Genomic DNA, 25,074 nt, shown 5'->3' with positions numbered 1-25,074 from the left:
AGCGCCAAGCGCCAAGCGCCAAGGCCAAGCGGCAGGTGCCATGGCCAAGCGGCAGGCGTCGGAGGAGGCGGAGGAGGCTGGGCCGGTGGGACTACTCGCCCTGGGCGAAGGTGCGCCGGTACTCGCTCGGTGTCGTGCCCAGGATGCGCTGGAAGTGCAGCCGCAGATTCGCGCCGGTGCCGAGACCGACGTCGGCGGAGATCTGCTCGACGCTCCGTTCCGAGCTTTCCAGCAGCTCACGGGCCATGTCGATGCGGGCGCGCATGACCCACTGCATCGGTGTGTACCCCGTGTCCTCGACGAAGCGCCGCGAGAACGTGCGCGCCGACACCGCCGCGTGCCGGGCGAGTCTCTCCAGGGTGAGGGGCTCGCCGAGCCGGCGCAGCGCCCACTCGCGGGTGGCGGCGAACCGCTCGCCCAGCGGCTCGGGCACGCTGCGCGGCACGTACTGCGCCTGACCACCGCTGCGGTAGGGGGCCGCGACCAGGCGCCGGGCGGCGTGGTTCGACGCGGCCACTCCGAGGTCACCGCGCAGGATGTGCAGGCACAGGTCGATGCCGGAGGCGGCGCCGGCGGAGGTCAGCACGCTGCCCTCGTCCACGAACAGCACGTTCTCGTCGACCCGCACGCGAGGATGCTTCGCCGCGAGCGCCCGCGTGTAGTGCCAGTGCGTCGTGGCGCGCCTGCCGTCCAGCAGGCCCGTGGCGGCGAGCGCGAAGGCGCCCGTGGAGATGGCGGCGAGCCGCGCGCCCCGATCGTGGGCCGCCGTCAGCGCCTCGACGACGGTGCGCGGCGGATTGTCGAGGTCGGGGGACCGGTAACCGGGGAGAAAGACCACGTCGCCCCAGGCCAGCGCCTCGAGGCCGTGGGCGACGTGGTAGGACAGGCCGTCACCGCCGGTCACGAGGCCGGGCTCCGCGCCGCACACCCGGACCTCGTACGGCATGCTCGCCCGCGTCGTGAACACCTGCGCGGGGATGCCGACATCGAGCGGCTTGGCACCCTCGAGCACGAGGACGGCGACGCGACGCGGGCGGGAGGACGGCACGCGGGACAGCGTACGTGGGGTGCCGGTCAGCTCAGGCCGAGGACTTTCATGGTGTGCTCGGCCATGCGCCGTTCGCCGAGGGCGTTGGGGTGGACGGGGACGAGGCTGTGACCGAAGAGGAGCGGTTCGATCCACCGGGTGCCGACGGCCTCGCAGGCGTCGTGGCCCTCGGACACCTGTGAGAAGTCCACATAGGTCACCCCGGTCTCTTCGGCGGCACGCTCGACGACGGCGTTGAGGTGCGCCTGGATGCTCCGCAGGTAGGGCACGTCACCAGCGGCGATCGGCAGCTTCGCGAAGCAGGACGGGTCGGCGGTGGCCGGTGTGATCCACGGGTAACCCAGGGCCGCCACGCGGGCGTTGGGAGCCTCGGCGCGGACGCTGCGCAGCGCGTTCTTGAGCGCCGGATAGGTGTTGGCGTCGATCTGGTCGTCGAAGGACGTGCCGTGTCTGTCCTTGCAGGGGCTGCCCTTGCCGCCGCTGAGGACGCCCGCGGTCCCGCAGGCCGTGATGGCGTTGATGAACGTGCTGTTGTCGTTGCCGCCGATGGTCAGCGTGACCAGGTCCGTACCGGTGGTGAGGGCGTTCACCTGGGGAGCGACGCCCGGGTACTGGGCCTGCGTGAAGTGGGTGGTCTGGGCGGCGCCGCAGGTGACGTCCTTCAGGCGGGCGCCCGTGGTTTCGGCGATGACGTGGGGGTAGTTCGCCGTGGAGCGCAGGCAGAGCAGGTTGGTGAGGTCGACGGGCAGGATGCCCGAGCCGGCGCTGTAACTGTCGCCGAGAGCGACGTAGTCCAGGGAGGGCGTGGACTGCGCGGTGGCGTCGGTGAGGCCGAGGGCCAGTGTACCGACCGCGGCTACTGTCGCGGTCATGACACGGCGCAGGGCATGCTTCGGCATGGGCTCTCTCTTCTCGGGACGGGGGCGCGGGAGGGTGCGAGCGTGCGGCCGCGGGTTACCGATCGGTTCTACTTTTAAGTAATGTGCACGCGCGCTGACTTTGCGTCAACGCTGTTGACGCGACTTGTTGCAGCGGCACGGCACGGTGGCCCGCCGATCGATCTCCGACCTGAGGCTGCGGGCGGGTGCTGCGGCTGAACCCGTCCGAGGCCCTGACGGACGGGCTTGAGGGGGTCGGCGTACTGGAGGTCGCCCGAGTGGCGGCGGCGGGAACTCGGGCTGTTCTAAAGTGACTACCGTCAGTTCACCCGATCGCGGACCTGTGAGGTACTCAGCAGCCATGCCGACCGAAACGTTTGAGTTCCAGGTAGAGGCACGTCAGCTCCTTCAGCTGATGATTCACTCCGTCTACTCGAACAAGGATGTCTTCCTGCGCGAACTTGTCTCCAACGCCTCGGACGCGCTGGACAAACTGCGCCTCGCCGCCCTGCGGGACGACACTCCCGATGTCGACGTGACCGACCTCCACATCGAACTCGACGTCGACAAGGAGGCCCGCACCCTCACCGTGCGGGACAACGGCATCGGGATGTCGTACGACGAGGTCACGCACCTCATCGGCACCATCGCCAACTCGGGCACGGCCAAGTTCCTGCAGGAGCTGCGAGAGGCCAAGGACGCCGCCGGAGCCGACGGGCTCATCGGCCAGTTCGGCGTCGGCTTCTACTCCGCCTTCATGGTGGCGGACGAGGTCACCCTGGTGACCCGTCGCGCCGGTGAGGCGCAGGGCACCCGCTGGTCGTCGCGCGGTGAGGGCACGTACACTCTGGAGACGGTCGACGAGGCGCCGCAGGGAACCTCCGTCACCCTTCACCTCAAGCCGGCGGACTCCGAGAACCAGCTCCACGACTACACCTCCGAGTGGAAGATCAAGGAGATCGTCAAGCGCTACTCGGACTTCATCACCTGGCCGGTCCGCCTGCTGCCGAAGCCGGCCGAGGACGGTGGCGATCCGGGCGAGGCCGAGACGCTCAACTCGATGAAGGCGCTGTGGGCACGCCCGCGCGACGAGGTGTCCGACGACGAGTACCACGAGCTGTACAAGCACATCTCCCACGACTGGCGCGAACCGCTGGAGACGATCCGGCTGCAGGCGGAGGGCACCTTCGAGTACCAGGCCCTGCTCTTCGTGCCCTCGCACGCCCCGCACGACCTGTTCACCCAGGGGTACCAGCGCGGCGTACAGCTCTATGTGAAGCGCGTCTTCATCATGGACGACTGCGAGGAACTGCTGCCGCCGTACCTCCGCTTCGTCAAGGGCGTCGTCGACGCGCAGGACCTCTCGCTCAACGTCTCCCGTGAGATCCTCCAGCAGGACCGCCACATCCGCATGATCCAGCGCCGCCTGACGAAGAAGGTCCTGGCCACGGTCAAGGACCTGATGGCGTCCGCGCCGGACCGTTATGCCACCTTCTGGCGGGAGTTCGGCGCCGTCCTCAAGGAAGGACTGGTGACCGACTCCGACAACCGCGACGCGATCCTCGCCGCCTCCTCCTTCGCGAGCACGCACGACGCCGACGAGCCGACCACGCTGAAGAGTTACGTGGAGCGGATGAAGGACGGCCAGGACGCCGTCTACTTCATGACGGGCGAGTCCCGGCAGTCCCTCGAGAACTCCCCGCACATGGAGGCCTTCCGGGCCAAGGGCGTCGAGGTCCTGCTGTTGACCGACGCCGTCGACGAGGTGTGGGCCGACGCGGTGGGGGAGTACGAGGGCAAGCCGCTGCGCTCGGTGGCCAAGGGCGAGATCGACCTCGGCGGTTCCGAGGACGAGAAGACCGACGCCGAGAAGGACCAGCAGGGCGAGGAGTACGCCGGCCTGCTCGGCTGGATGACGGAGCACCTGGGCGAGGACGTCAAGGAGGTCCGCCTCTCCTCCCGCCTCACGGTCTCGCCGGCCTGTGTCGTCTCCGACGCGAACGAACTCACGCCCGCGCTGGAGAACATGTACCGGGCGATGGGCCAGGAGGTGCCCCAGGCCAAGCGAATCCTCGAACTCAACCCGGAACACCAGCTGGTGAAGTCCCTGAACCGGTCCTACACCGAGCAGCAGGACCGGACGGAGCTCACCGAGACCGCCGAACTGCTCCACGCCCTGGCGGTACTCGCCGAGGGGGGCCGGCCGCATGAGCCGGCCCGCTTCGTGAAGCTGGTCGCCGACCGTCTGGAGCGCACGCTGTAACCACGCCGCCAGGCGTCGGACCGGCGCCGCGTACGTCCCGAACGCCACGGAATCGTGGCGTTCGGGACGGGCCGGAGGCAGGGGCGGGCTCCGGCAGGGGCGGGCCGGGGGCGAACGCGTGCGCCGCAGGCGCCTGCGGCGGTCGGCCGCTGCCCCGTGAGACGCGAAGGGCCACGCCGCCCGGGCGGTACTCCGGGACGTCTCCTGTCCACCTCGACATCCGCATGGCGAGACGGTCTGGCATCCGGAGCAGCACACTCCGTATATTCGCACGCATGTATGCATCGGCTCCGCTGCTGTGCCTCGCGCTCTTCGCGAACTCGGCGTGGTGCGTCGACGACGGCCTCTGTCGCCGCTGACCCCCACACCGGCCGCGTCACCCATGCCGCCGGTCCGTCAGCGCCATCGCCCGCCGTCCCCGTGCACCCCTCCGGAGATCTTCCGTGACCACCGCGCCCCCAGCCGGGTCGACCCCGGCCGCGCCGCCGCGCGCGCCCGCCGTCCTGTTCTCCCCCTCCCCGACCTCCTCGGCACGGCCCGAGGCGCCGCCCCTGCCTCCGGTGCGGCGGACACCACTCGCGGTGTCCGGCCTGCTCGCCGTGGCCCTTGCCGCGTACGTGTGGTCCGCGCACGGCGCCAAGCCGGGCGTACTGCTCCTGCTCGGCCTCGGCCTCGGTGTCGCCCTCTTCCACTCCCGGTTCGGTTTCACGTCCGCCTGGCGGCAGCTGGTCGCCGTCGGCAACGGCGCCGGGCTGCGGGCGCACGCCCTGCTGCTCGGCACGACGGCCACCCTGTTCGCGCTGCTCATCGGCACGGGCACCGGACTCTTCGGATCCCAGCCGACCCCGTCCGCCGGGTCGATCGGGGTCGGTCTGTTCGCCGGCTCGGTGCTCTTCGCGATCGGCATGCAGCTCGGTGGCGCCTGCGCCTCCGGCACCCTCTTCGCCGTCGGCTCGGGACAGGGGTCGGTGGTGCTGACCCTCGGCGGCTTCATCGCGGGCGCCACTCTCGCCGCCTGGCAGTTCGACCTGTGGAAGGACCTTCCCGCCTGGGAACCCGTCGTCCTGTCCGACCACATCGGATGGCTCGGCTCCTGGGCCGTGACCATCCTCGCGCTGCTCCTCGTGGTACTGGTCACACGGCGCGTCCAGGCCCGCCGCAACCCGCCGCCCCTCGGGGCCGTCCCTTCGGCGCGCGGACTGGCCGTCCGTGCGCTGCGCGGCTCCTGGTCGCCGGCCGCCGGCGCCCTCGTGCTGGCCGTGCTCGGCGCGGGCATCCTGCTGGTCTCCGGCGGCGCCTGGGGCGTCACGAGCGCCTTCAGTCTGTGGGGCTCGGAGCTGGTGGGTGCGCTCGGCGGCCACCCGGAGAACTGGACGTGGTGGCAGCGGCCGGGCAACGCCGAAATGCTGGCGGGCCCGGTTCTCGCCGACAAGACCAGCCTCACCGACATCGGCATCATGATCGGCGCGGCCCTCGCGGCCGCGGTCGGCGGCACCTGGGCCCTGCACCGGCGCATCCCCTGGCGCACGGCGCTCGCGGCGGTGCTCGGCGGCGTGCTGATGGGCATCGGCGCCCGTCTGGCCGGCGGCTGCAACATCGGCGCCTATCTGGCGGGCATCGCCTCGGGCAGCCTCAGCGGCTGGCTGTGGGGGGCCTTCGCGCTGGCCGGTACCTGGGTGGGCCTCAAGCTGCGTCCCCTGTTCGGCCTGGGCAACCCCAAGCCGGGCGACGGCGTCTGCTGACACCCGAGCCCGGCGACGGCGTCTGCTGACACCCGAGCCGGCGACGGCGTTCCCTGAGACAGGGGGATGCCCGTGCGGCACAGGGATCAGGCCTGTGCCGCACGGGCGGCTACGGGGCGCGCCGCTTCGTGGTGGTGACGCGGGCGATGGCCTCCAGAGTGAGCGCCCTGCCGTGGGGCTCGCGGGCCAGCGCACGGTGCAGCGTCATCCCCTCGATGAGGGCGTCGAGCTGGCGGGCGGTGTCCGGGTCGAAGTGCTTCTCCAGGTGGACGCGGCTGCGGCGCATCCACTCGTGGGTGAGCTCCCGGTAGGCCGGCCGGCGCGCGGCGAGGGTGTACAGCTCCTGGGTGAGCACCAGGTCCCGCCGGCTTCCCTCGGACAGGAGGTGCACGAGGTCGGCCACCGCTTCCCGGGCCTGCTCGCGGTCGGCCGCCGCGCCGAGGTGGGTGTCGAACACGGCGACGATGTGGTCGGTGAAACGGCCGAACGCCTCCCGCAGCAACTGGTCGATGCCGCTGAAGTGGTAGGTCATCGAGCCCAGGGGGACCGCGGCGCGGGTGGCGATCTTCCGGTGGGAGACGCGCGCGATGCCCTCCTCGGCGATCAGGTCGAGCGTGGCGGCGATGATGCGTTCACGCCGCTGCGGATCCGTGTGTCCGGTTGCCATGGGAGCAGGCTTACACCTTCCGCACCGGGCGGGCGGGGTTGCCGACGGCGACGACGTTCGCGGGCACGTCCTTCGTCACGACCGCTCCGGCGCCGATGACGGAGTTGTCGCCGATGGTCACACCGGGCAGGACGACGGCGCCACCGCCCAGCCAGACGTTGTCGCCGATGGTGATGGGCCGGGCGGCCTCCAGCTTGTCCCGCCGGGGCTCGGCCTCCAGGGGATGCGTGGGGGTGAGCAGCTGGACACCCGGCCCGATCTGGCAGTCCTCGCCGATGGTGATCGCCGCGACGTCCAGCGCGGTCAGGTTGTAGTTGACGAAGGTGCGCGCGCCGATCGTGATGTTGCTGCCGTAGTCGACGTACAGCGGTGGCCGCACGTGCGCCTCTGCGCCCAGGGAGCCGAGCAGTTCGGCGAGGATCGGCTGCGCGGCCGCCGCGTCCTCCGCGTAGGCGGCCTGGTAGCGGGCGGCCAGCCGCACGGCCTGCTGCTGCCTGCGGGCGATCTCGGGATCGTCGGCGATGTAGAGGTCGCCCGCCTCCATGCGCTCGAGGTTCGTGCGAGGGTCCTGCGCGAAGTAGTCCGTCGGCATGCGCACGATCGTACCCTGGAGCGTACGAACGTACACTCATGGTCGGCGTGTCGCTGGAGGACGCCCCGCCCGGCGGCTCCGTTCAGCGCCGGCGGGACTGGAGCACACCGGAGCACACGAGGACGAGAACCCCCGCGAGCGGCACGACCAGCAGCCCCACCCGCAGGCTCGTCGCGTCGGCGACCAGCCCCACGATCGGCGGGGACAACAGGAAGCCCAGCCGCATGAGCCAGGAGACCATGGTCAGCCCCAACCCGGGCTTCAGGCCGGGCAACTCGTCGGCCTCGTGCATCGCCGCCGGAACCAGGGTCGCCACCCCGAAGCCGGCCGCCGCGAACCCGAGGATCGTCCCGGGCACCGTGGGCACGGCCAGCGCCAGGCCCATGCCGGCCGCGGCGACGAGAGCGCCACAGCGGGCCACCGTGCGCTGACCGAACCGGTCCACCAGCCGGTCACCGATGAGCCGGCCGACGAACTGCGCCCCGACCAGGGCGACATAGCCGGATGCGGCCAGCGCCACCGACGCGTGCAGCGAGTCGGAGAGGTAGAGGGTGGCCCAGGAACTGCCCGCGTCCTCGACGAGCGTGCCGGCCGTGGCGATGAGGACCAGTGCGGCCAGTACGTAGCTCGTACGCCCACCCGGTGCCGCACGCCGGGCCTGCCGCGGGGCGCGGCCCTCGACGCCGGCCTCCTCCTCCGGTTCGGTCTCGGGGCCGGGCAGGCAGAACCGCAGGGCGACGCACGCCGCGAGCGCGAACACCACGGCCGAGAACAGCAGGTGCCAGCCCCGGGAGACGTCGAGTGCGATCGCGGCGGCGGCCATGGACCCGCCGGTGACGGCGCCGATGGACCAGATGGCGTGGAAGGAGTTGATGATGGAGCGTCCATAGCGGCGCTGCACCCGCAGGCCATGGGCGTTCTGCGCGACGTCGGTGAACGCGTCCGCCGCTCCGGCCAGGAGCAGGGCGCCCGCGAACAGCGCCACCGAGTCGGCCAGGCCGGCGGCGAGTATGCCCACCCCGGTCAGCAGCGTGCCGCCGACCGCCACCCGCGCCGAGCCGAACCGGCGGACGACCACGCCGGCCGCGAGCCCGGCCGCGATGGCGCCCGCCGGGAACGCCGCCACGGCCAGCCCGTAGGCGGCGTTGCCGATGCCGAGGTCCGCCTTGATCTGCGGATACCTCGGCAGAAGGTTGGCGAACAGGGCCCCGTTGGTGAAGAACAGCGCGGCGACGGCCACGCGAGCCCGCCGTTCGGTCAGGGCGGGCCGGCGCAGAACGTCAACAGTCATGCGCGGAGCCTACAGGCGCAAGCGTACGAACGTACACTCGCGAAAACCGGCGTCTCGCGAGCCCTGTTGCGGCGATCATGTGATCGAGTCACCACCCAGGATCCCGAGGAACCGCCCGACATGCCCGTGCGGCTCCTCCGCACCCGCTTCGGCGACGAGGACGTCGCCCGGCTGCCCGCGGTGGCCTCGTGGTACCGGCCGGCCGACCACATCACCGCGCAGGTGCGGACCATCGAGTCGGGCACCGTCGCCGACCTCGAAGCGGCCGCGCCACCTCGTTAAACTGACGCTCGCCGTAACGCACAGCGCACTGAGGAGACCCGGATGCCGGCACACGACCCGTCCGTCTCCGACGACGCGGCCGGGACGAGAGGGGCGCCGCCGGCGCCGGCCCGGCAGGTGCTGTCCGACAGCGTCTACGAGGACATCAAGGCCATGGTCATGGACCATGAGATCGCCCCCGGCGCCCGCGTCGGCATCGAGGGCCTGGCCCGCGCACTCAACGTCTCACCGACCCCCGTGCGCGAGGCCCTGGCCCGGTTGGAGTCCGACGGTCTCGTCGTCAAGCGCTCCCTGTCCGGATACCGGGCCACCGAGTTGCTGACCCGGCAGGGGGTGGAGGAGCTGTTCGAGATGCGGCTGCTCCTCGAACCGCGAGCCGCCGCTCTGGCAGCCCGCCACGCAGACGAGGAACAGCTCGACGCGATCGAGACGATCCTGGAGGACACGCAGGCCCACCCCGGCCCCGCCGGGCCGTACGCGGCCTACCGGGACTTCGCCGCCCTGGACCAGCGATTCCACGACGCGGTCGCCGAGGCCGCCCATCGGCCCCTGCTCGCGGACTCGGTGGAGCGGCTCCACTCCCACCTGCACATCTTCCGCCTCAGCAGCCTTCAGAGCGACGGTGCCCCGACCCTCGCGGAGCACGAGCGCGTGGTGCGCGCGATCCTGCGCCGCAGGACCGGACACGCCGCCGAGGCGATGGCGGACCACCTCACCCGGAGCCTGGAGCGCCTGCTCAGCCGGCTCGGACCGGGCTGACGTGGATCGGGCTGACGCGGATTGGCTGACGTGGGTCGGGCTGACGCAGATCGGGCTGACACGGCACGGGGCTGACACGGCACGGGGCTGACACAGCGTCGGGTCGACGTGGCGACGGTCACCCATCGTGGACGCCGGTCGCCCGGTCGCCCGGTCGCCCGGTCGCCCGGTCGCCCGGTCAATCGCTGATGCGGTAGATCCGCCGGGCGGTGCCCGACCACACCTCGTCCCGCTCGGGCGCGGTGAGCGAGCCGGTCAGTTCCCGGGTGGCGGCGAGGACGTCGCCGTAGCGTGCGGCGAGGGTGCTCACCGGCCAGTCGGAGCCGAACATGAGCCGCCGGGGACCGAAGGCGCCGAGCACCGTGTCGGCGTACGGCCTGAGGTCGTCGACCGTCCACGATCGGCGGTCCGCCTCGGTGACCATGCCGGAGAGCTTGCAGACCGTGTTCGGCAGGGAGGCCAGCGCACGCACATGGCGGGCCCATGGTTCCCGACGGCCCGACGCGATCGGTGGTTTGCCCAGATGGTCGAGGACGAAGGTGAGTCCGGGGACGGCGGCTGCCGCCCTCGTCGCCGACGGCAGCTGGTGCGGAAGGACGACGAGGTCGTGGACGAGTCCGGCCGCCGCGACCGCGCGCAGTCCGCGCAGCACGTCGGGCCGGGTCAGCCAGTCCGGGTCGGGCTCCGCCTGGACCTGGTGCCGGATACCGCGCAGGAACCCACCGCCGGGCAGCGAGCGCAGCCGCGCCAGTTCGTCGGCGACCCCGGGCGACGTCAGATCGGTCCAGCCGACGACCGCGCCGACCACCTCGCTGCCCGTGGCCAGGGCCAGCAGCTCCGGCGTCTCCTCGGCCACGGTGACCGTCTGCACGAGTACCGACGCCGCCACCCCTGCCTCGCGGGCCTCGGTCTCGAAATCCGTGAGGAGGAACGAGCGCCGCAGTGGGCCGAGTTCCGGGCCGGTGATCCACTCCTGGTCGCGTACGCCGAGGTCCCAGACGTGATGGTGGGCGTCGACGAGGCTCATGGCACCGTCCCGTCCGGCAGCGGCACCTCACCGGGCAACAGCCCCCGCGCCCGCAGGGCCTCCCACACGGCGTCGGGGACGGGCCGGTGGAACTGCTCGGCCGCGTCCCGGACCTGGGCGGCCGATCGCGCCCCGACCAGGACGGAGGCGACCGCCGGGTGCCCGAAGGGGAAGTGCAGCGCGGCCGCGCGCAACGGCACGCTCCGCGTCTCGGTGACGTCGCGCATCCGCACGGCCCGGTGCAGCAGGTCCGTGGGTGCCGCCGCGTAGTCGTAGGTGGCGCCCGGCGTGGGATCGGCCAGCAGGCCGGAGTTGAACACTCCGCCGACGATCACGCTCTTGCCGACCGCCGCCGCCGAGGGCAGCAGTCCGTCCAGCGCACCCTGTTCGAGGAGGGTGTAGCGCCCCGCGCAGAGCACGGCGTCCACGTCCGTGTCCGTCAGGAAGCGTGTCAGCATGCGGGTCTGGTTCATTCCCGCGCCGATCGCCCGTACGACTCCCTGGGACCGCAGCTCCTCGAGCGCCGGATAGGCCTCCCGGAACGCCTGCTCCCCGTGGTCGTCCGGATCGTGCAGCAGGACGAGGTCGACGCGGTCGAGCCCGAGGCGGGTGAGGCTGTCCTCCAGCGAGCGGCGTACACCGTCGGCGCTGAAGTCCCACCGCCGCCGGTGGGTGGCCGGCACGGCGAAGCCCTGGGCCAGGTCGTCGCCGCCGCCCTCGTGCGGGACGAGTATCCGTCCCACCTTGGTGGACAGGGTGAAGTCGTCGCGCGGCCTGGTCCTGAGGGCCTCGCCCAGTCTGCGTTCCGACAGGCCGAGGCCGTAGTGCGGGGCGGTGTCGAAGTAGCGGACGCCCGCTTCCCAGGCGGCGTCCACGGCGGCCGCGGCCTCCTGCTCGCCCACCTCCTCGTAGAGGCCGGCGACGGCCGCTGCGCCGAAGCCGAGGGCGCTGACGGACACGCCACTGCGGCCGAGAGTGCGGCTCGGCAGCGCTGCACCGCCGCTCGCGTCCGGCCGCGTCACTGTCCCTCCGGCCGCAGTCGCAGGCCCTGCATCCCGCCGTCCACCGCGAGCGCGGTGCCCGTGACCGAGGCGGCGGCCGGACTCGCCAGGTACACGATGGCAGCGGCGACCTCCTCGGCGGTGACCAGCCGGCCCATGGGCTGCCGGGCGTCCAGCGCCGCCCGCTCGGCGACCGGGTCTGCCGCCCGGTCGAGGAGGCGGCCGACCCAGGGGGTGTCGGCCGTACCGGGGTTGACGCAGTTGACGCGGATGCCCTCGCGGACGTGGTCCGCCGCCATGGCCAGGGTCAGGGACAGCACCGCGCCCTTGCTCGCGCTGTACAGGGTTCGCTGCGGGAGCCCTGCGGTGGCCGCGATCGAGCAGGTGTTGACGACGGCGGCGTGCGCGGAGGCGCGCAGGTGGGGGAGGGCCGCGCGTGTGGTGCGGACCATACCGAGGACGTTGACGTCCAGGACGCGGTGCCACTCGGCGTCGTCGTTGTCCTCGACCGTTCCCACCGCGCCGACGCCGGCGTTGTTGACCAGGATGTCGAGGCCCCCCAGATCCTCGGCGGCGGCTGCGACGGCGAACCGTACGGAGGCGTCGTCGGACACGTCCGCGCGGTAGCCGCGCAGAGGTTTGCCGACAGCCGACGGGCCGAGGTCGAGGGGATCATGGCCGAACGGGCCGGGGCCGAGCGGATCGGGTGCGAGCGGATCGGGTGCGAGCGGGTCGAGGTCCAGTACGGCGACGTCGGCGCCGCGGGCGGCCAGCAGACCGGCGGTGGCTCTGCCGATGCCGGACGCGCCGCCGGTCACCAGGGCTCTGAAACCGGAGAGTTCGCTCATCGGTTGGTCCCCTCCCGGGGTTCGGTGAGGCCGGCGGCGTCGGCGACCCAGAAGGCGCCGCCCGGATGGCGATAGGCCTCGATCGACGTTGCGTGCATCTCCGAGGAGAAGCCGGGCGCCGTGGGAGCCACGTAGTGCCCGTTCACGATGGCCACGGGATCCTTGAAGTGCTCGTGCAGATGGTCTACGTACTCGATCAAGCGGTCCTCGGTCGTGCCGGTCAGCGCCACGTAGTCGAACATCGACAGATGGCGCACCAGCTCGCACAGGCCGACGCCGCCGGCGTGCGGGCAGACCGGGACGCCGTACTTGGCGGCGAGGAGCAGGATCGCCAGGTTCTCGTTGACACCGCCCACCCGCGCCGCGTCGATCTGCAGCACGTCGATGGCCTCCGCCTGCAGGAGCTGCTTGAAGACGACGCGGTTGTGGACGTGCTCGCCGGTGGCGACCTTGACCGGGGCCACCCCCCTGCGGACGGTCGCGTGCCCGAGGATGTCGTCCGGACTGGTGGGCTCCTCGATCCAGTACGGGGCGTACTCGGCCAGCGCGTTGGTCCACTCGACGGCCTCGGCGACGTTCCAGCGCTGGTTGGCGTCGACAGCGATCCGGACGTCGGGGCCGACGGCCGCGCGCGCCGCGCGCATCCTGCGTACGTCGTCGGCGAGATCGGCACCGACCTTCAGCTTGATCTGGGTGAAGCCGTCCGCGACCGCCCGCTCGGCAAGCCGGACCACCTTGTCGTCGGAGTAGCCGAGCCAGCCGGGAGAGGTGGTGTACGCCGGGTAGCCGTTCGCCAGGAGCCGCAACTCGCGCCCGGCGGAGCCGTCCTTGCCCTTTCGGAGCAGGGCCACGGCCTCCTCGCGCGTGAGGGCGTCCTCGATGTAGCGGTAGTCCACCTGGTCCGCGAGCCATTCCGGCTCGGAGTCGGTCAGGAGCTTCCACACCGGTCTGCCCGCGCGCTTGGCCGCCAGGTCCCACACCGCGTTGACGACGGCACCGATCGCCATGTGCATCACGCCCTTCTCCGGGCCGAGCCAGCGCAGCTGGCTGTCACCGACCAGGGCCCGGGAGAGCGAACCGGGGTCGGCGCACACCGCCTCGGCGGACAGGCCCACGACGTGATCGCGCAGCGCGGCGATGGCCGCGGCCTGCACGTCGTTGCCGCGCCCGATGGTGAAGGCGAACGCATGGCCCTCAAGCCCGTCACCCGCGTCGGTCCGCAAAATCACGTACGCGGCCGAGTAGTCGGGGTCCGGGTTCATCGCGTCGGAGCCGTCGAGCTCGCGCGAGGTGGGAAAACGGATGTCGATCACGTCGACTTCGGTGATGCGAGCCGCGGTCATGGTCGCTTCCCCACTGAAATCAAATAGGATTCTGTCGCCCTGATGGTGTGGCAGACGCGATCGCCCCGTCAAGAGGGCGACAGATCCCATAGGATTATTCGAATCCAGGACTCGACGTCTGCGCCGGCCCAGTCAGAGGAGACCGGCGACGAGTATGGCGAACTCGTCCGGCGTGGCGAGGCGGATGCCCAGCTCCTCGGCCTTGGCCCGCTTGGAACCGGCCCCCTCGCCCGCGACGACGAGCGTCGTCTTCTTCGAGACGCTGGAGGAGGAGCGTCCGCCGGCCCGCTCGACGAGTTCGTTCATCTCGTTGCGCGACAGCTTCTCCAGACTTCCGGTCATCGCGCCGGTGACCACCACCCGCATCCCCGCCAGCGGGCCGCCCTCCGCCGGTGTCGCGACCGCATCCGCGCCTTCGCTCGGAACCTCGCCCTCGCCGTCGGCACCGGCGGGGGGCGGAGTGGCGCCGGGCTCGGTCATGTTGACCCCGGCGGCGGTGAGCTTGTCGATGAGCGGGGCGAGTTCGGCGATCTCCGCGACGATCGAGGGCGCCTTCTCCGACCCGATGCCCTCGACCCGCTGCATCGCGTCGGCGTCGGCGGCGCGTATGTGGTCCATGGTGGCGAAGTGCCGGGCGATGCGACGGGACATGGACCGGCCCGTGCCCCGGACGCCGAGCGCGCACAGCACTCGTGACAGCGACTGCTCCTTGGCCTTGGCGATCGCGCCGAGCAGGTTGTCGGTGCTGGTCTCACCCATCCGTTCGAGGGCGAGCAGCTCCTCGCGCCGGAGGGTGAACAGATCGGCGAGGTCGGCGGTGAGGCCGGCCTCGACGAGCTGGACGACACGAGTGGTGCCCAGGCCCTCGATGTCCAGCTGGTCGCGGCCCGCGGCGTAGGCGAGAGAGGCGACCAGATGGCAGTTGCGGCCCTGTGCGCAGCGCCAGCGCTCCTCCCTCGTGTCGATGTCCGAACCGCAGCGCGGACACAGCTCGGGGAACGCGATCGGCCGCTCCTCACCCGTGCGCAGGTGGGCGACCGGGGCCTCGATGCGGGGGATGACGTCACCGGCGCGGTGCACCATGACGTGGTCGCCCAGGCGCAGACCGCGACGGGTGATGTCGGCCGGATTGTGCAGGGTGGCGTAGGTGATCGTGGAGCCGTCGATGACCACCGGTTCCAGGACGCCGCGCGGGGCGATGATGCCGGTGCGGCCGACGTTCCACTCCACCTCCAGCAGCCGGGTGATCTTCTCCACTGCGGGCAGCTTGTAGGCGATCGCCCACCGGGGTGCCCGGGAGCCCGATCCGGCGGCCCGCCGATCGGCGGCGAGGTCGGCCTTGACGACGATCCCGTCGATGCCGAACGGCAGTTGGGTGCGCAGCGCGGCGATCTCCCGGACCCGGTCCACGACCTGTTCCGGCGTCTGGACGACGACGTCCGGGACCGCCGTCCCGGCGCTGGTGTGCACGCCGAGCCCGGCCGCCGTCGACATCAGGTCGCTGTGGGCGAGCTCTTCCAGCCGGCCGGCGAGCGCGGCCTCCGTCTCGGGCAGGGGCAGCATGCCGTACCCGAAGAACGTCATCGGGACCGTGTAGGCGCGCTCCTTGGCCCGCAGCGTTCCCGCCGCCGCGTTGCGCGGGTTGGCGAACGGCTGGCCCCCATGACCTGTGCGCACCTCGTTGGCGTGCTCGAACTGGGCCGTCGTCATGAGGATCTCGCCGCGCACCTCCACGGTGACCGGCTCGGCCAGCGTCTCGGGCAGTCCCTCGACGGTGCCGATGGCATGCGACACGTCCTCCCCGGCCGTGCCGTCCCCACGAGTGATCAGCCGGGTGAGGCGGCCACCGCTGTAGCGGGCGGCGACCGCGAGCCCGTCCAGCTTGGGACCCACACAGAACCGGGTGACCTCCCGGTCCAGACGACGGGTCAGGGACGCCGTCCATGCGGTGAACTCCTCGGGTGAGAACACGTTGTCGAGGCTGAGCATCGGAACCGTGTGCGGAACATCGCCCTCGGCCGCGCCGCCGGCGACCTTCCCGGTGGGGGAGTCGGGCAGCACCTCGTCGGGGTGCTCGGCCTCCCATGCGGCGATTCCTCTCGCCAGCCGGTCATAGGTGTCGTCGTCCAGTGGCGAGGAGCCGCCCGCGTAATAGGCGGTTGCCGCACGCGCGGCATCCTCGACCGCCTGTGTGTAGGCGGCGGCGTCCACGATCACTGCTGCGGGAGTCGTCATGAGTGGCATCATGCCGCCCACCACTGACAATCGGCCCGGTCACCGGCCCGACGCATCGTGAGACGGCCCTCCGTTGGGGAATGGAGGGAAGAAGCGCTTCGTTGACACCTGTCATGCCCGCATCTTCCGCACGGCCCGCAGCATCCCGCATGCCGCTCGCCGTCTACATCCTCGGCCTCTCCGTCTTCGCGCTCGGCACGAGCGAGTTCATGCTCTCCGGACTGCTGCCGCCCATCGCCGACGACATGGACGTGTCCATCCCGCAAGCCGGGCTACTGATATCCGCGTTCGCGATCGGTATGGTGGTCGGCGCGCCCCTGCTCGCGGTCGCGACCCTGCGGCTGCCGCGGAAGATCACGCTGGTCGCGCTGATCTCGGTGTTCGGCCTCGGCCAGATCGCGGGCGCGCTGGCGACGACGTACGAAATCCTTTTCGTCTCCAGGGTCGTGAGCGCACTGGCGTGTGCCGGCTTCTGGGCGGTGGGCGCCGCCGTGGCCATCGCGATGGTGCCGACGACCTCGCGCGCCCGCGCGATGGCCGTGATGATCGGCGGGCTGTCGATCGCCAACGTCCTGGGCGTCCCGGTGGGCGCGTTCCTCGGCGAGCACCTCGGGTGGCGGTCCGCTTTCTGGGCCGTGGGCGCGGCGTCCGCCGTCGCGCTCGTGGGCGTCGTGACCCTGATCCCGCGGATCCCGCTGTCCGAGCGACGGCCCCGGCTGAAGAGCGAGTTGGCGATCTACCGCGACCGTCAGGTCTGGCTGTCCATCGTGATGACCGCGCTCGCCGCCGGTGGCGTGTTCTGCGCCTTCTCGTATCTCGCACCGCTGCTCACCGATGTGGCCGGACTGGCGGACGGCTGGGTTCCGAGCGTGCTGGCACTGTTCGGCATCGGCGCGCTGATCGGCACCACGATCGGCGGCCGGGTCGCCGACGCGCATCTGTTCGGCGTCCTGCTCTCCGGCATCACCGCCTCGACGGTGCTGTTGGCCGCTCTGGCGCTGTTCGCGTCGAGCCCCGCCGCCGTCATCGCCCTCTCCCTGCTGCTCGGCGTCTCCGCCTTCTACACCGCGCCGGCGCTCAACGCGCGCATGTTCAACGTCGCCGGCGCCGCGCCCACCCTCGCGGGCGCGACGACGACCGCCGCGTTCAACCTGGGCAACAGCGGCGGTCCCTGGCTCGGCGGCACGGTGATCGACGCGGGCCTCGGCTACCCCGCCACGGCCTGGGCGGGCGGAGCGATGACCCTGGTCGCGATCGCCTTCGCCGCCGTCTCGCTTCGGCTGCACAGCCGGTCGCGCATCGTGATGGGCGGCATGGCCACCGAGCCCGTCGGCGCGGAGCGGACCCAGCGGGTGTGACGCGTACCGGCGGGCGGACGCGTCACCTGTCCTCGTCGGCCCGGCGCCCTCCGGGACGCTGTCCCGGCGTCTGGGGTCAGACCTTCCCGATGCCGAGCGTGTTCTCGCGGGGCAGCAGTCCGGAGCCGAGCACCTCCAGCCAGAGCGGGCCGAGAAGCTCGGCGAGCCGCGCGGTGTCCGCGGCGCCGAGTGCCTGCCAGGGCGCGGCGGCCAGTTCGTCGGTGTCGCGCTCGACCTCGGCGCGCAGGGCACGGCCCGCCGCGGTCGCGGTGCCGTCGGCCGCCAGCAGTCCTCGTGACCTCAGCCGTTCGCCGGCCGCCGCCCACTCGTGCTCGCTCCAGCCGCGGCTCGCGAAGACGCCGGCCGGTGCCGCGCCGACCGCGGCGAAGGACACCAGTGCCTTCACCGGGTCGAGACCCGCGGTCAGGAGAGCGGCGAGATGGCCGTCCCCGCGGTGCTCGCGCAGGATCGTCGCGGCCTGCCACAGGACGAGGTGCGGTTCCCGCGGCCAGGGCAGCGCGGCGTTGGCGGCGGCGAGCGGGCGGCCCTCGGTGGGCGCGGCCTCCGCCGCCCGACGGGCGAGTGCGGCGGCTTCCCCGATGTCGGGGTTGCCCGTCCGCTCTCCGATGAGCGCGCCGTAAGCCCGGTCGACGCCGCGCGTACGGGCCTCGATCACCTTGTCCGGTGCGGAGACCTCCCAGGCGGCGGGGATGTGCTCGGCGACCATGCTCGGGCTGAAGCTGTAGAACGCGGACGTCACCCGACGGCATCCGGGTGTCCCGAGGGGAGCCGCCCGCCAGGCGAAGTAGCTCGGCCAGCGCTCGCCGGTGTCGTAGCCGAGCGACTCGGCCTCCTCGAGGACCTGCGGCGCGTAGTAGACGATGGCGTGCAGCGGCTCCAGAAGGTGCCACATCTGTCGGACGCGTCCGTGGTCCGTACCCATGATGTCCATGACCCTTCTCTTCTCCCGACCCTCACATCTTGTCGTTGACTAGATTGACACCCGGGATGCAGTCTAGTCAATGACAAGACTGCGTTAGCCTGCTCCCATGACCGCAGAACGCGCCTACCACCACGGAGACCTGCCGCGGGCCGTGCTCACCGCGGCCCTCGACGTGATCGCCGCCGAGGGTCCGGCAGCCCTGTCCCTGCGCGGCCTGGCCCGTCGCGCGGGCGTCTCCCACGCCGCCCCCGCACACCACTTCGGGGACCGTGCGGGCCTTCTCACCGCCATCGCGACCGAGGGGTACGGGCTGCTGTCCGCCATCCTGGGCGAGACGGAGGGCCCGCGTGACCTGGGCATCCGGTACGTGCGGTTCGCCATCGCGCACCCGGCGCACTTCCAGGTCATGTTCCGGCCTGAACTCCTGCGCCCGGACGACCCGGAGCTGCTCGCGGCGCGCGAGCGGACGCGGAGCCGGCTCCGCGCGGCCGTGGCGGGCTACGCCGACGATCCGGCCGTCGGCTTCATGGCGGCCTGGTCGATGGCGCACGGCTTCGCGTCGCTGCTGATCTCCCGCAACCTGGACGGCCTGCTGGGCGGTCAGGACCCCGAAGAGACCTTTCGCGCGCTGACGGGCGAGATGTTCAGGCCGCCCCAAGACTCCGCGACGGGCTGACTCGTCCGTTACGGTGCGCCATGCGTACGCTGCCAGGGACGCGTACGGCCACCCGGTGCACGGCGCTCAGCCGTCCGACCCGACGCCCGCCGGCGGCGTCGAAGGCATCCGCGCGTCGCGCCCGTGGTCAGGGGCGGGCGTTCCGGGCGCCGTGCAGGACGCGCAGGAGCCCGATCTCCGCGACGTTCTTGGTCAGTTCGACGTTGACCCAGCCCGCCACGTCCCCCAGGGACATGCCCGCGCCCCAGGGCAGGGTCGCGGTCCTCTCGGCGGAGTCGAGTTCAGCGTCGGTGAGGCCGTCCAGCAGCGCCCGCCACTGCTCGTGCAGTCCGCGCAGCCATTCCACGGCACCCTCGGCGGTACCCGGCCAGAAGACCTCTTCGTGCTCCGACGGCGCCGGATCCCGGAAGCAGTGGCGGTCAGTGGCCGTCCACCAGTAGCCGGTGTGCCAGGTGACCCATCCGATGGTCAGCGCCGGCACCGGGTCGGGCTCCGGCACCCGGAAGTCGGCGACCCACCCCCTGCTCGTCCGGCCGGACCGTCCAGTGGTACGGCTCCGGCGTCCACAGACACAGGGCGTCGACCAGGCCGACGGCATGGTGCTCGAACAGGGCCCAGGTGGTGTCGAGCTGACGCAGCAGCAGATCGGTGCGGGGTGTCGTCATCCTCGAGAGGTCCCTTCCCTCCCCCGAGTTTCGGGGGCACGGAACGCGCGTTGCGACCCTGGGTCACCGTACCCGTCGGTGTCACCCACCCGATGTCCAATCGGCGGCCAAGCGGCTGTCGTTGTCGGGACCGGCGGAGCCGTTGCCGGCCGAACCCACGGCACGGTCGTGGGCGCTCGGCCGCGGCTCTCCCTCGCACAGCGGATCCCTGCGGGGGTTCCCGATGTGGACGAGGGCCCGCCGTGCACCGGGCGGCAGCGCGGCCCCGATGACCGGCCGACGGGTGTCGGCTGCCCGCGGCAACGAAGTGCGGAGTACACCCATCGCCGCGGCCTACACCCGGGGGAGAGGAGCGCCCGGGAGCACTACACCCTGTGCAGTACGCCAGTCCAGACCCAGGGTCGGATCACATGCGGGACCCCCCGGGTGAGCATGGAAAGGTACCCCGGTCAGCGCATCCGCCTTCCCCCCATGTGCCGGGTCTCCATCCTGCCCGTAATCCGAAGGATTGGTCCCAGTGGCTACGTTCCTCTACCGACTCGGCCGACGCGCGTTCCGGCGCCGCGGTCTCGTCGCCCTGCTCTGGGTGGCCATACTCGTGGGCGCAGGCGTCGCCGCGTCCACGGCGCCCGCCCCGCCCGAAGACTCCTTCTCCATGCCCGGCACCGAATCCCAGAAGGCGTTCGACCTCCTCGACGAGCGCTTCCCGGCCGCCAGTGCCGAGGGCGCCACCGCACGCGTCGTCATCCGCGCCCCCGACGGCGGGAAGATCTCCGACTCGGCCGGCAAGGAGCAGGTCGAGGAACTGGTGACGGCCCTCGGCAACGGGCCGCAGGTCGCCTCGGTGGCCGACCCGTTCGAGGCGGACGCCGTCAGCGAGGACGGCACGACCGCGTACGCCTCCGTGACGTACAAGGTCAACGCCATGGAGCTGACCGACCAGGCCCGTGACGCGCTCACCGCCGCCACCGACGACGCGCGCGGCGACGGCTTCACCGTCGAGACCGGCGGCGACGCGGTCATGGCCGAACAGGAGATGGGCGGCACCGCCGAGCTGATCGGCATCGGCGTCGCCGCGATCGTGCTCCTGCTGACCTTCGGCTCGCTCGTCGCGGCCGGCATGCCCCTGCTCTCGGCGATCATCGGTGTCGGCATCGGCATCTCCGCCATCGGGGCGCTCGGCAGCACGCTCGAACTCTCCGCCACCACCTCCACCCTCGCCATGATGATCGGCCTCGCGGTCGCCATCGACTACGCCCTGTTCATCGTCTCCCGCTACCGCGCGGAGATCGCCGAGGGCCGCACCCCCGAGGACGCCGCGGGCCGCGCGGTCGGCACCGCGGGCTCCGCGGTCGTCTTCGCGGGACTCACCGTCATCGTGGCCCTGGGCGGCCTCGCGGTGGTCAACATCCCGATCCTCACCAAGATGGGCCTGGCCGCCGCGGCCACGGTCGGCATCGCCGTGCTGATCGCGCTCACCCTCACCCCGGCGCTGCTCGGCTTCGCCGGCAAGAAGGCGCTCAGCCGCAAGGACCGCAAGGCACCCGCCGGACAGCGGGACGCGTCCGCCAAGCCGAAGCTCGGCACCCGCTGGGCCCGGTTCGTACTGCGGCGACCGGTGACCGTGCTACTGACCGCGGTGCTCGGCCTCGGTGCCGTCGCCGTGCCGGCCGCGAGCATGGAGCTGGGCCTGCCCGACGAGGGCAGCTCCGCGCCCGAGACCACCCAGCGCAAGGCCTACGACATGCTGTCCGAGTCCTTCGGCGCCGGATTCAACGGCCCGCTGATGGTCACCATCGACACGCGGGACGCCGACGACGCGGAGGCCGCCGCCGACACCGTCGGCAAGGAGATCACGGGCCTCGGCGAGGCCGCGGCGGTCACCCCGGCGAACTTCAACGAGGCGGGCGACACCGCCGTCCTCACGGTCGTGCCGAAGACGGGGCCGAGCGAGGCGGCCACCGAGTCGCTGGTGAAGGACATCCGCGGGCTGTCCGGCGACATCAGGGGCGAGACGGGCGCGACCATGCTGGTCACCGGCGCGACCGCGATGACCATCGACTTCTCGCAGACCCTGGACGACGCGCTCATTCCCTACCTGGCCCTGGTCGTCGGCCTGGCCTTCCTGCTCCTGATGCTGGTCTTCCGCTCGATCCTCGTCCCGCTCAAGGCGGCCCTCGGCTTCCTGCTCTCGGTGGCCGCGGCGCTCGGCGCGGTGGTCGCGGTGTTCCAGTGGGGCTGGTTCGCGGACGTCCTGGGAGTGGACCAGCCGGGCCCCATCATGTCGATGATGCCCATCTTCATGATCGGCGTGGTCTTCGGCCTCGCCATGGACTACGAGGTCTTCCTCGTGACGCGCATGCGTGAGGCGTACGTCCACGGCTCGTCCGCCGCCGAATCCGTCACCACGGGCTTCACCCACGGAGGCCGGGTCGTCGCGGCGGCCGCGGTCATCATGATCAGCGTCTTCTCCGGCTTCATCATGGAGGACGACAACATGATCAAGATGATGGGCTTCGGCCTCGCGATCGCGGTCCTCTTCGACGCCTTCGTGGTCCGCATGGCCATCGTGCCCGCCGTGCTGGCCCTGCTCGGCAACAGGGCCTGGTGGCTCCCCAAGTGGCTGGACCGACTGCTGCCGAACGTCGACGTGGAGGGTGAGAAGCTCCACAAGGAGCTCGGCGACACCACCGAGCCCCCGGAGCCCGCCCGCGAGCCGGAGACGGCCGGAGTCTGACACCCCGCGTTGGGCCCCGGTGACCTGGACATCCAGGCCACCGGGGCCTTCCCGTGCCGGCACGGCAGCCGCCTCCTCCTCGTCAACGGGGATCCGGACCCGGCCGTCGCCGAGCACTTCCTTATCGGCCCAGGCACCCGGGACTGCCGCGTCCACCGGGCGCCCGGCGTCGACCACCACGTGGGCATGGAGGACCTTGCGTCCTCCGCCCGCGCCGAGGCCACCCTCCGCCGTTGGGCGGGCGGCCCGGCCCACGCGGCGGGCCGACAGGAGGCGAGATCCTCAAAGGTTCCGGGCGGCGTCGGTCAGCGCCTCGTCGAGGATGGCGGCGCCCCGGGCGACCTCGTCGTCGCTCGCGGTCAGTGGGGGCGCGATACGGAAGATGCCTCCCATCCCGGGCAGCTGGACGATGTTCATGTGCAGCCCGAGCTCGAAGCAGCGCCGGGTGACGGCCGCACCGAGCCGGTCCGCGCCGCCGGTTCCCAGAACCTGGTCCCCGACCAGTTCCATCCCCAGGAGCAGTCCCCGGCCGCGGACGTCTCCGACGACGTCGTGGCGGGCGGCGAGCTTGTCCAGATGACCGCGCAGTGCCGTGCCGAGCCGGCGCGCACGCTCGTCGAGCCGGTCGCGGACCAGGACGTCGAGGACGGTGTTGCCCACGGCGGCGGGCAACGGGTCGTTGACGTGGGTGGTGAAGAACAGGAATCCCCGCTCATGGGCCCGTTGCTCGATCTCCGGGCTGGTCAGCACCGCGGCCAGGGGCAGTCCCGCACCGAGCGTCTTGGACAGCGTGAGGATGTCCGGGACGACGCCCTCGTGCTGGAAGGCGTACCAGTCGCCGGTGCGGCACAGCCCGGTCTGGGCCTCGTCGAGGATCAGCAGCATGCCACGCTCCCGGCACTTGAGCGCCAGGGCGGCGAGATAGCCCGGCGGAAGCTCGACGACGCCGCCCGAGCTGAGGATCGGCTCGACCAGACACGCGGCCAGACTGCCCACCGACTGGGCGTCGATCAGCTCGAAGCCGAGGTCGAGCTGGCGACGCCAGTCCAGTGAGCCCTCGGTGTCGACGACGCCGGGACGGTAGCGGTCCGGCACCGGCAGCGCGAAGTTGCCCGGCGCGGCGGGCCCGTAGCCCTTGCGGCCGGCGCTGTAGGTGGCGTTCGCGGCGGCCTGCGTCATGCCGTGCCACGACCGGGCGAAGGAGACGATCTCGTGGCGTCCGGTGACGAGCTTCGCCATCCGCACGGCGGCCTCGTTCGCCTCCGCCCCGGTGGTCAGCAGCAGCGCCTTCTCCAGCGGATCGGGCAGGGTGCCGGCCAGCCGGCGCGCGAGTTCCACGACCGGAGGGCTGAGCATGCCGCTGTGCAGGTGATCGAGGTGCGCGACCTGCTCGCGCACCGTCGAGACGATCGCCGGATGGGAGTGCCCGAGGATCGCACTCATCTGACCGGAGGTGAAGTCGAGCAGCTCACGACCGCTCTCGGTGAACACCGACGTGCCCGCGGCGCGCACGGCGACCTCCGGCGAGAAGTCGGCGTGGCCGGAGTAGCGGATGAGGTGGCGTTCGGGGTCGGCGCGGGATGTCTCGTCAAAGGGCATGCGACCGACCGTAGGAAAGTACCACTGCGCGTGTCCATCGCACAGATTCGACCTGGCTGTACGGCAGAACCGTACAATCGCGGGATGCTCAACTCGGGACGGCTGCAACTGCTCAGTCTGCTGGACACGCTCGGCACCGTGCGCGCGGTCGCCGACACGCTGCATCTGAGCGCGTCCACGGTGTCCCAGCAACTGGCGGTGCTCGAGACCGAGACCGGGTGCCCGCTGCTCGAGCGGACCGGGCGGCGGGTACGGCTGACCCCGGCCGGTCTCCTGCTGGCCCGCCGGGGCCGGGAGATCCTGGACCGCATGGCCGAGGCCGAGGCCGAACTGCGGGCCCTGAACGAGGAACCCATCGGCACCGTCCGGTTGGGGGTGTTCCAGAGCGCGATCTACACCCTCGCGGTTCCGGCGGCGACGCGTCTGGCCACCACCCATCCGCACCTGCATCTCGAACTGATCGAGATGGAGCCGCACGAGAGCGGGCCCGCCCTGCGCTCGGGAGAGGCGGACGTCATCGTCACCACCACCGACTACGCCGGCCTCTCCTGGGGTGTGGACATCGAGGTCATGTCCCTCGGGGCCGACCCGGTCGTGCTGGTGCTGCCGCGCGGACACCCGCTCGCCTCCCGTGCCGCGGTGGGCCTCGCGGCATGCAAGGAGGAGACCTGGGCGTGCGACCGACCGCAGTCGTACATGGCGGACCTGCTCCTGAGGCTGTGCCGGGAGTCGGGATTCGAACCGCGGGTTGCCTGCCGGTTCAGCAACTACCTGATGCTGCTGCGGCACGTCGAGTCGACCGGGTCGATCGCTCTGCTGCCCGCCCTGGCCGTCACCGCGGACCACGCCGTCGTCACTCGGGAGCTCAGCCCCCCGGCGCACCGCAATGTCGCCGTCGTGGTGCGGCACGGCACCACCCGGCGCGCGGCGGTGAACGCGGTCATCGCGGCACTGCGCGCCCACCCGGAGATCCCGGCCCTGGCCGGGCCCCCTGACGTCACCCGCCAACCGTGAGAGCTCGCTGCCCGTCAACGTGCCGGTGGGCGCAGGCCGGTCCGGAGGCGACATCACGTCGGCGTCAGGGACTCCGAACCGGCAGCGGCGCACCCTGCCGCGCGCG

22 protein-coding genes and 1 pseudogene are annotated in these 25,074 nt (G+C 71.8%); 9 read left to right on the top strand and 14 right to left on the bottom strand.

Going from position 1 to position 25,074, the window contains the following annotated elements; all coding sequences use genetic code 11:
* Positions 1 to 91 precede the first annotated feature (91 nt).
* Positions 92 to 1,048 carry a GlxA family transcriptional regulator gene (locus tag ABEA26_RS00315; RefSeq protein ID WP_345588012.1) on the bottom strand — a complete coding sequence of 319 codons (957 nt, stop codon included), beginning with the start codon at positions 1,046 to 1,048 and terminating at the stop codon, positions 92 to 94.
* 26 nt (positions 1,049 to 1,074) lie between these two features.
* Positions 1,075 to 1,947, bottom strand: a complete 873-nt coding sequence (locus tag ABEA26_RS00310; RefSeq protein WP_345588010.1) for an SGNH/GDSL hydrolase family protein — start codon at positions 1,945 to 1,947, stop codon at positions 1,075 to 1,077.
* Positions 1,948 to 2,287: 340 nt separating this feature from the next.
* On the opposite strand from ABEA26_RS00310, the gene htpG reads away from it, so the two are divergent.
* Complete coding sequence (gene htpG, locus ABEA26_RS00305; RefSeq protein ID WP_345588009.1) at positions 2,288 to 4,189, top strand: molecular chaperone HtpG; 1,902 nt, start codon at positions 2,288 to 2,290, stop codon at positions 4,187 to 4,189.
* A 443-nt stretch (positions 4,190 to 4,632) separates the two neighbouring features.
* On the top strand, positions 4,633 to 5,931 hold the full coding sequence (locus ABEA26_RS00300) for a YeeE/YedE family protein (RefSeq protein ID WP_345588008.1): 1,299 nt from the start codon (positions 4,633 to 4,635) through the stop codon (positions 5,929 to 5,931).
* Positions 5,932 to 6,040: 109 nt separating this feature from the next.
* Here ABEA26_RS00300 and ABEA26_RS00295 read toward each other — a convergent pair whose 3' ends face one another.
* From ABEA26_RS00295 to ABEA26_RS00285, 3 genes are all read right to left on the bottom strand, one after another.
* Positions 6,041 to 6,598, bottom strand: coding sequence for a TetR/AcrR family transcriptional regulator (locus tag ABEA26_RS00295; RefSeq protein WP_345588007.1), 558 nt, complete (start codon positions 6,596 to 6,598; stop codon positions 6,041 to 6,043).
* 10 nt (positions 6,599 to 6,608) lie between these two features.
* Complete coding sequence (locus ABEA26_RS00290) at positions 6,609 to 7,190, bottom strand: sugar O-acetyltransferase (protein ID WP_345588006.1); 582 nt, start codon at positions 7,188 to 7,190, stop codon at positions 6,609 to 6,611.
* Between the two features lie 82 nt (positions 7,191 to 7,272).
* On the bottom strand, positions 7,273 to 8,481 hold the full coding sequence (locus ABEA26_RS00285) for an MFS transporter (RefSeq protein WP_345588005.1): 1,209 nt from the start codon (positions 8,479 to 8,481) through the stop codon (positions 7,273 to 7,275).
* Between the two features lie 120 nt (positions 8,482 to 8,601).
* On the opposite strand from ABEA26_RS00285, the gene ABEA26_RS00280 reads away from it, so the two are divergent.
* Together ABEA26_RS00280 and ABEA26_RS00275 are read left to right on the top strand one after the other, a co-directional pair.
* Entirely contained in the window at positions 8,602 to 8,763 is a 162-nt protein-coding gene (locus ABEA26_RS00280) for a hypothetical protein (protein ID WP_425587771.1), read from the top strand.
* A gap of 42 nt (positions 8,764 to 8,805) precedes the next feature.
* Positions 8,806 to 9,522, top strand: coding sequence for a GntR family transcriptional regulator (locus ABEA26_RS00275; RefSeq protein WP_345588004.1), 717 nt, complete (start codon positions 8,806 to 8,808; stop codon positions 9,520 to 9,522).
* 178 nt (positions 9,523 to 9,700) lie between these two features.
* Here the strand turns inward: ABEA26_RS00275 and ABEA26_RS00270 are convergent, their stop codons facing one another.
* The 5 genes from ABEA26_RS00270 to ligA form a co-directional block, all read right to left on the bottom strand.
* A complete protein-coding gene (locus tag ABEA26_RS00270) occupies positions 9,701 to 10,549 on the bottom strand; it encodes an amidohydrolase family protein (RefSeq protein ID WP_345588002.1) in 849 nt (282 codons plus the stop codon).
* Positions 10,546 to 11,538: an aldo/keto reductase gene (locus tag ABEA26_RS00265; RefSeq protein ID WP_345588159.1), complete on the bottom strand. Its 993-nt coding sequence runs from the start codon at positions 11,536 to 11,538 to the stop codon at positions 10,546 to 10,548. Before ABEA26_RS00265 ends, ABEA26_RS00270 begins: the two co-directional genes overlap by 4 nt.
* A gap of 29 nt (positions 11,539 to 11,567) precedes the next feature.
* A complete protein-coding gene (locus ABEA26_RS00260) occupies positions 11,568 to 12,398 on the bottom strand; it encodes an SDR family NAD(P)-dependent oxidoreductase (protein ID WP_345588001.1) in 831 nt (276 codons plus the stop codon).
* Positions 12,395 to 13,741: an enolase C-terminal domain-like protein gene (locus tag ABEA26_RS00255; RefSeq protein WP_345588000.1), complete on the bottom strand. Its 1,347-nt coding sequence runs from the start codon at positions 13,739 to 13,741 to the stop codon at positions 12,395 to 12,397. Before ABEA26_RS00255 ends, ABEA26_RS00260 begins: the two co-directional genes overlap by 4 nt.
* Positions 13,742 to 13,873: 132 nt before the next feature.
* Positions 13,874 to 15,976 carry an NAD-dependent DNA ligase LigA gene (gene ligA / locus ABEA26_RS00250; RefSeq protein WP_345587998.1) on the bottom strand — a complete coding sequence of 701 codons (2,103 nt, stop codon included), beginning with the start codon at positions 15,974 to 15,976 and terminating at the stop codon, positions 13,874 to 13,876.
* A 149-nt stretch (positions 15,977 to 16,125) separates the two neighbouring features.
* On the opposite strand from ligA, the gene ABEA26_RS00245 reads away from it, so the two are divergent.
* Positions 16,126 to 17,334 carry a Cmx/CmrA family chloramphenicol efflux MFS transporter gene (locus ABEA26_RS00245; protein ID WP_345588157.1) on the top strand — a complete coding sequence of 403 codons (1,209 nt, stop codon included), beginning with the start codon at positions 16,126 to 16,128 and terminating at the stop codon, positions 17,332 to 17,334.
* Positions 17,335 to 17,410: 76 nt separating this feature from the next.
* On the opposite strand, the gene ABEA26_RS00240 is transcribed toward ABEA26_RS00245, so the two are convergent.
* Positions 17,411 to 18,277 (bottom strand): SCO6745 family protein, encoded by an 867-nt coding sequence (locus ABEA26_RS00240; RefSeq protein ID WP_345588155.1) that lies wholly within the window; start codon positions 18,275 to 18,277, stop codon positions 17,411 to 17,413.
* 106 nt (positions 18,278 to 18,383) lie between these two features.
* Here ABEA26_RS00240 and ABEA26_RS00235 point away from each other — a divergent pair, with 106 nt between their 5' ends.
* Positions 18,384 to 18,953, top strand: a complete 570-nt coding sequence (locus tag ABEA26_RS00235; protein ID WP_345587997.1) for a TetR/AcrR family transcriptional regulator — start codon at positions 18,384 to 18,386, stop codon at positions 18,951 to 18,953.
* Positions 18,954 to 19,080: 127 nt separating this feature from the next.
* Here the strand turns inward: ABEA26_RS00235 and ABEA26_RS00230 are convergent, their stop codons facing one another.
* Positions 19,081 to 19,434 (bottom strand): DinB family protein, encoded by a 354-nt coding sequence (locus ABEA26_RS00230; protein WP_345587996.1) that lies wholly within the window; start codon positions 19,432 to 19,434, stop codon positions 19,081 to 19,083.
* Positions 19,373 to 19,618: a hypothetical protein gene (locus tag ABEA26_RS00225; protein WP_345587995.1), complete on the bottom strand. Its 246-nt coding sequence runs from the start codon at positions 19,616 to 19,618 to the stop codon at positions 19,373 to 19,375. Before ABEA26_RS00225 ends, ABEA26_RS00230 begins: the two co-directional genes overlap by 62 nt.
* A gap of 517 nt (positions 19,619 to 20,135) precedes the next feature.
* Here ABEA26_RS00225 and ABEA26_RS00220 point away from each other — a divergent pair.
* On the top strand, positions 20,136 to 22,355 hold the full coding sequence (locus ABEA26_RS00220) for an MMPL family transporter (RefSeq protein ID WP_345587994.1): 2,220 nt from the start codon (positions 20,136 to 20,138) through the stop codon (positions 22,353 to 22,355).
* A gap of 9 nt (positions 22,356 to 22,364) precedes the next feature.
* Positions 22,365 to 22,625, top strand: a pseudogene (locus ABEA26_RS36225) (hypothetical protein); the annotation flags it as partial.
* Between the two features lie 12 nt (positions 22,626 to 22,637).
* Here ABEA26_RS36225 and ABEA26_RS00215 read toward each other — a convergent pair.
* Positions 22,638 to 23,954 carry an aspartate aminotransferase family protein gene (locus ABEA26_RS00215; protein ID WP_345587993.1) on the bottom strand — a complete coding sequence of 439 codons (1,317 nt, stop codon included), beginning with the start codon at positions 23,952 to 23,954 and terminating at the stop codon, positions 22,638 to 22,640.
* A gap of 84 nt (positions 23,955 to 24,038) precedes the next feature.
* Between ABEA26_RS00215 and ABEA26_RS00210 the strand changes: the two genes are divergently transcribed.
* Positions 24,039 to 24,968: a LysR family transcriptional regulator gene (locus ABEA26_RS00210; RefSeq protein WP_345587991.1), complete on the top strand. Its 930-nt coding sequence runs from the start codon at positions 24,039 to 24,041 to the stop codon at positions 24,966 to 24,968.
* Positions 24,969 to 25,074: the final 106 nt, after the last annotated feature.

Origin of the sequence: Streptomyces marokkonensis (assembly GCF_039539045.1) — a bacterium.
In the GTDB taxonomy this organism is placed as follows: Bacteria; Actinomycetota; Actinomycetes; order Streptomycetales; family Streptomycetaceae; genus Streptomyces; species Streptomyces marokkonensis.
This window is presented reverse-complemented; position numbering and strand designations above follow the sequence as displayed.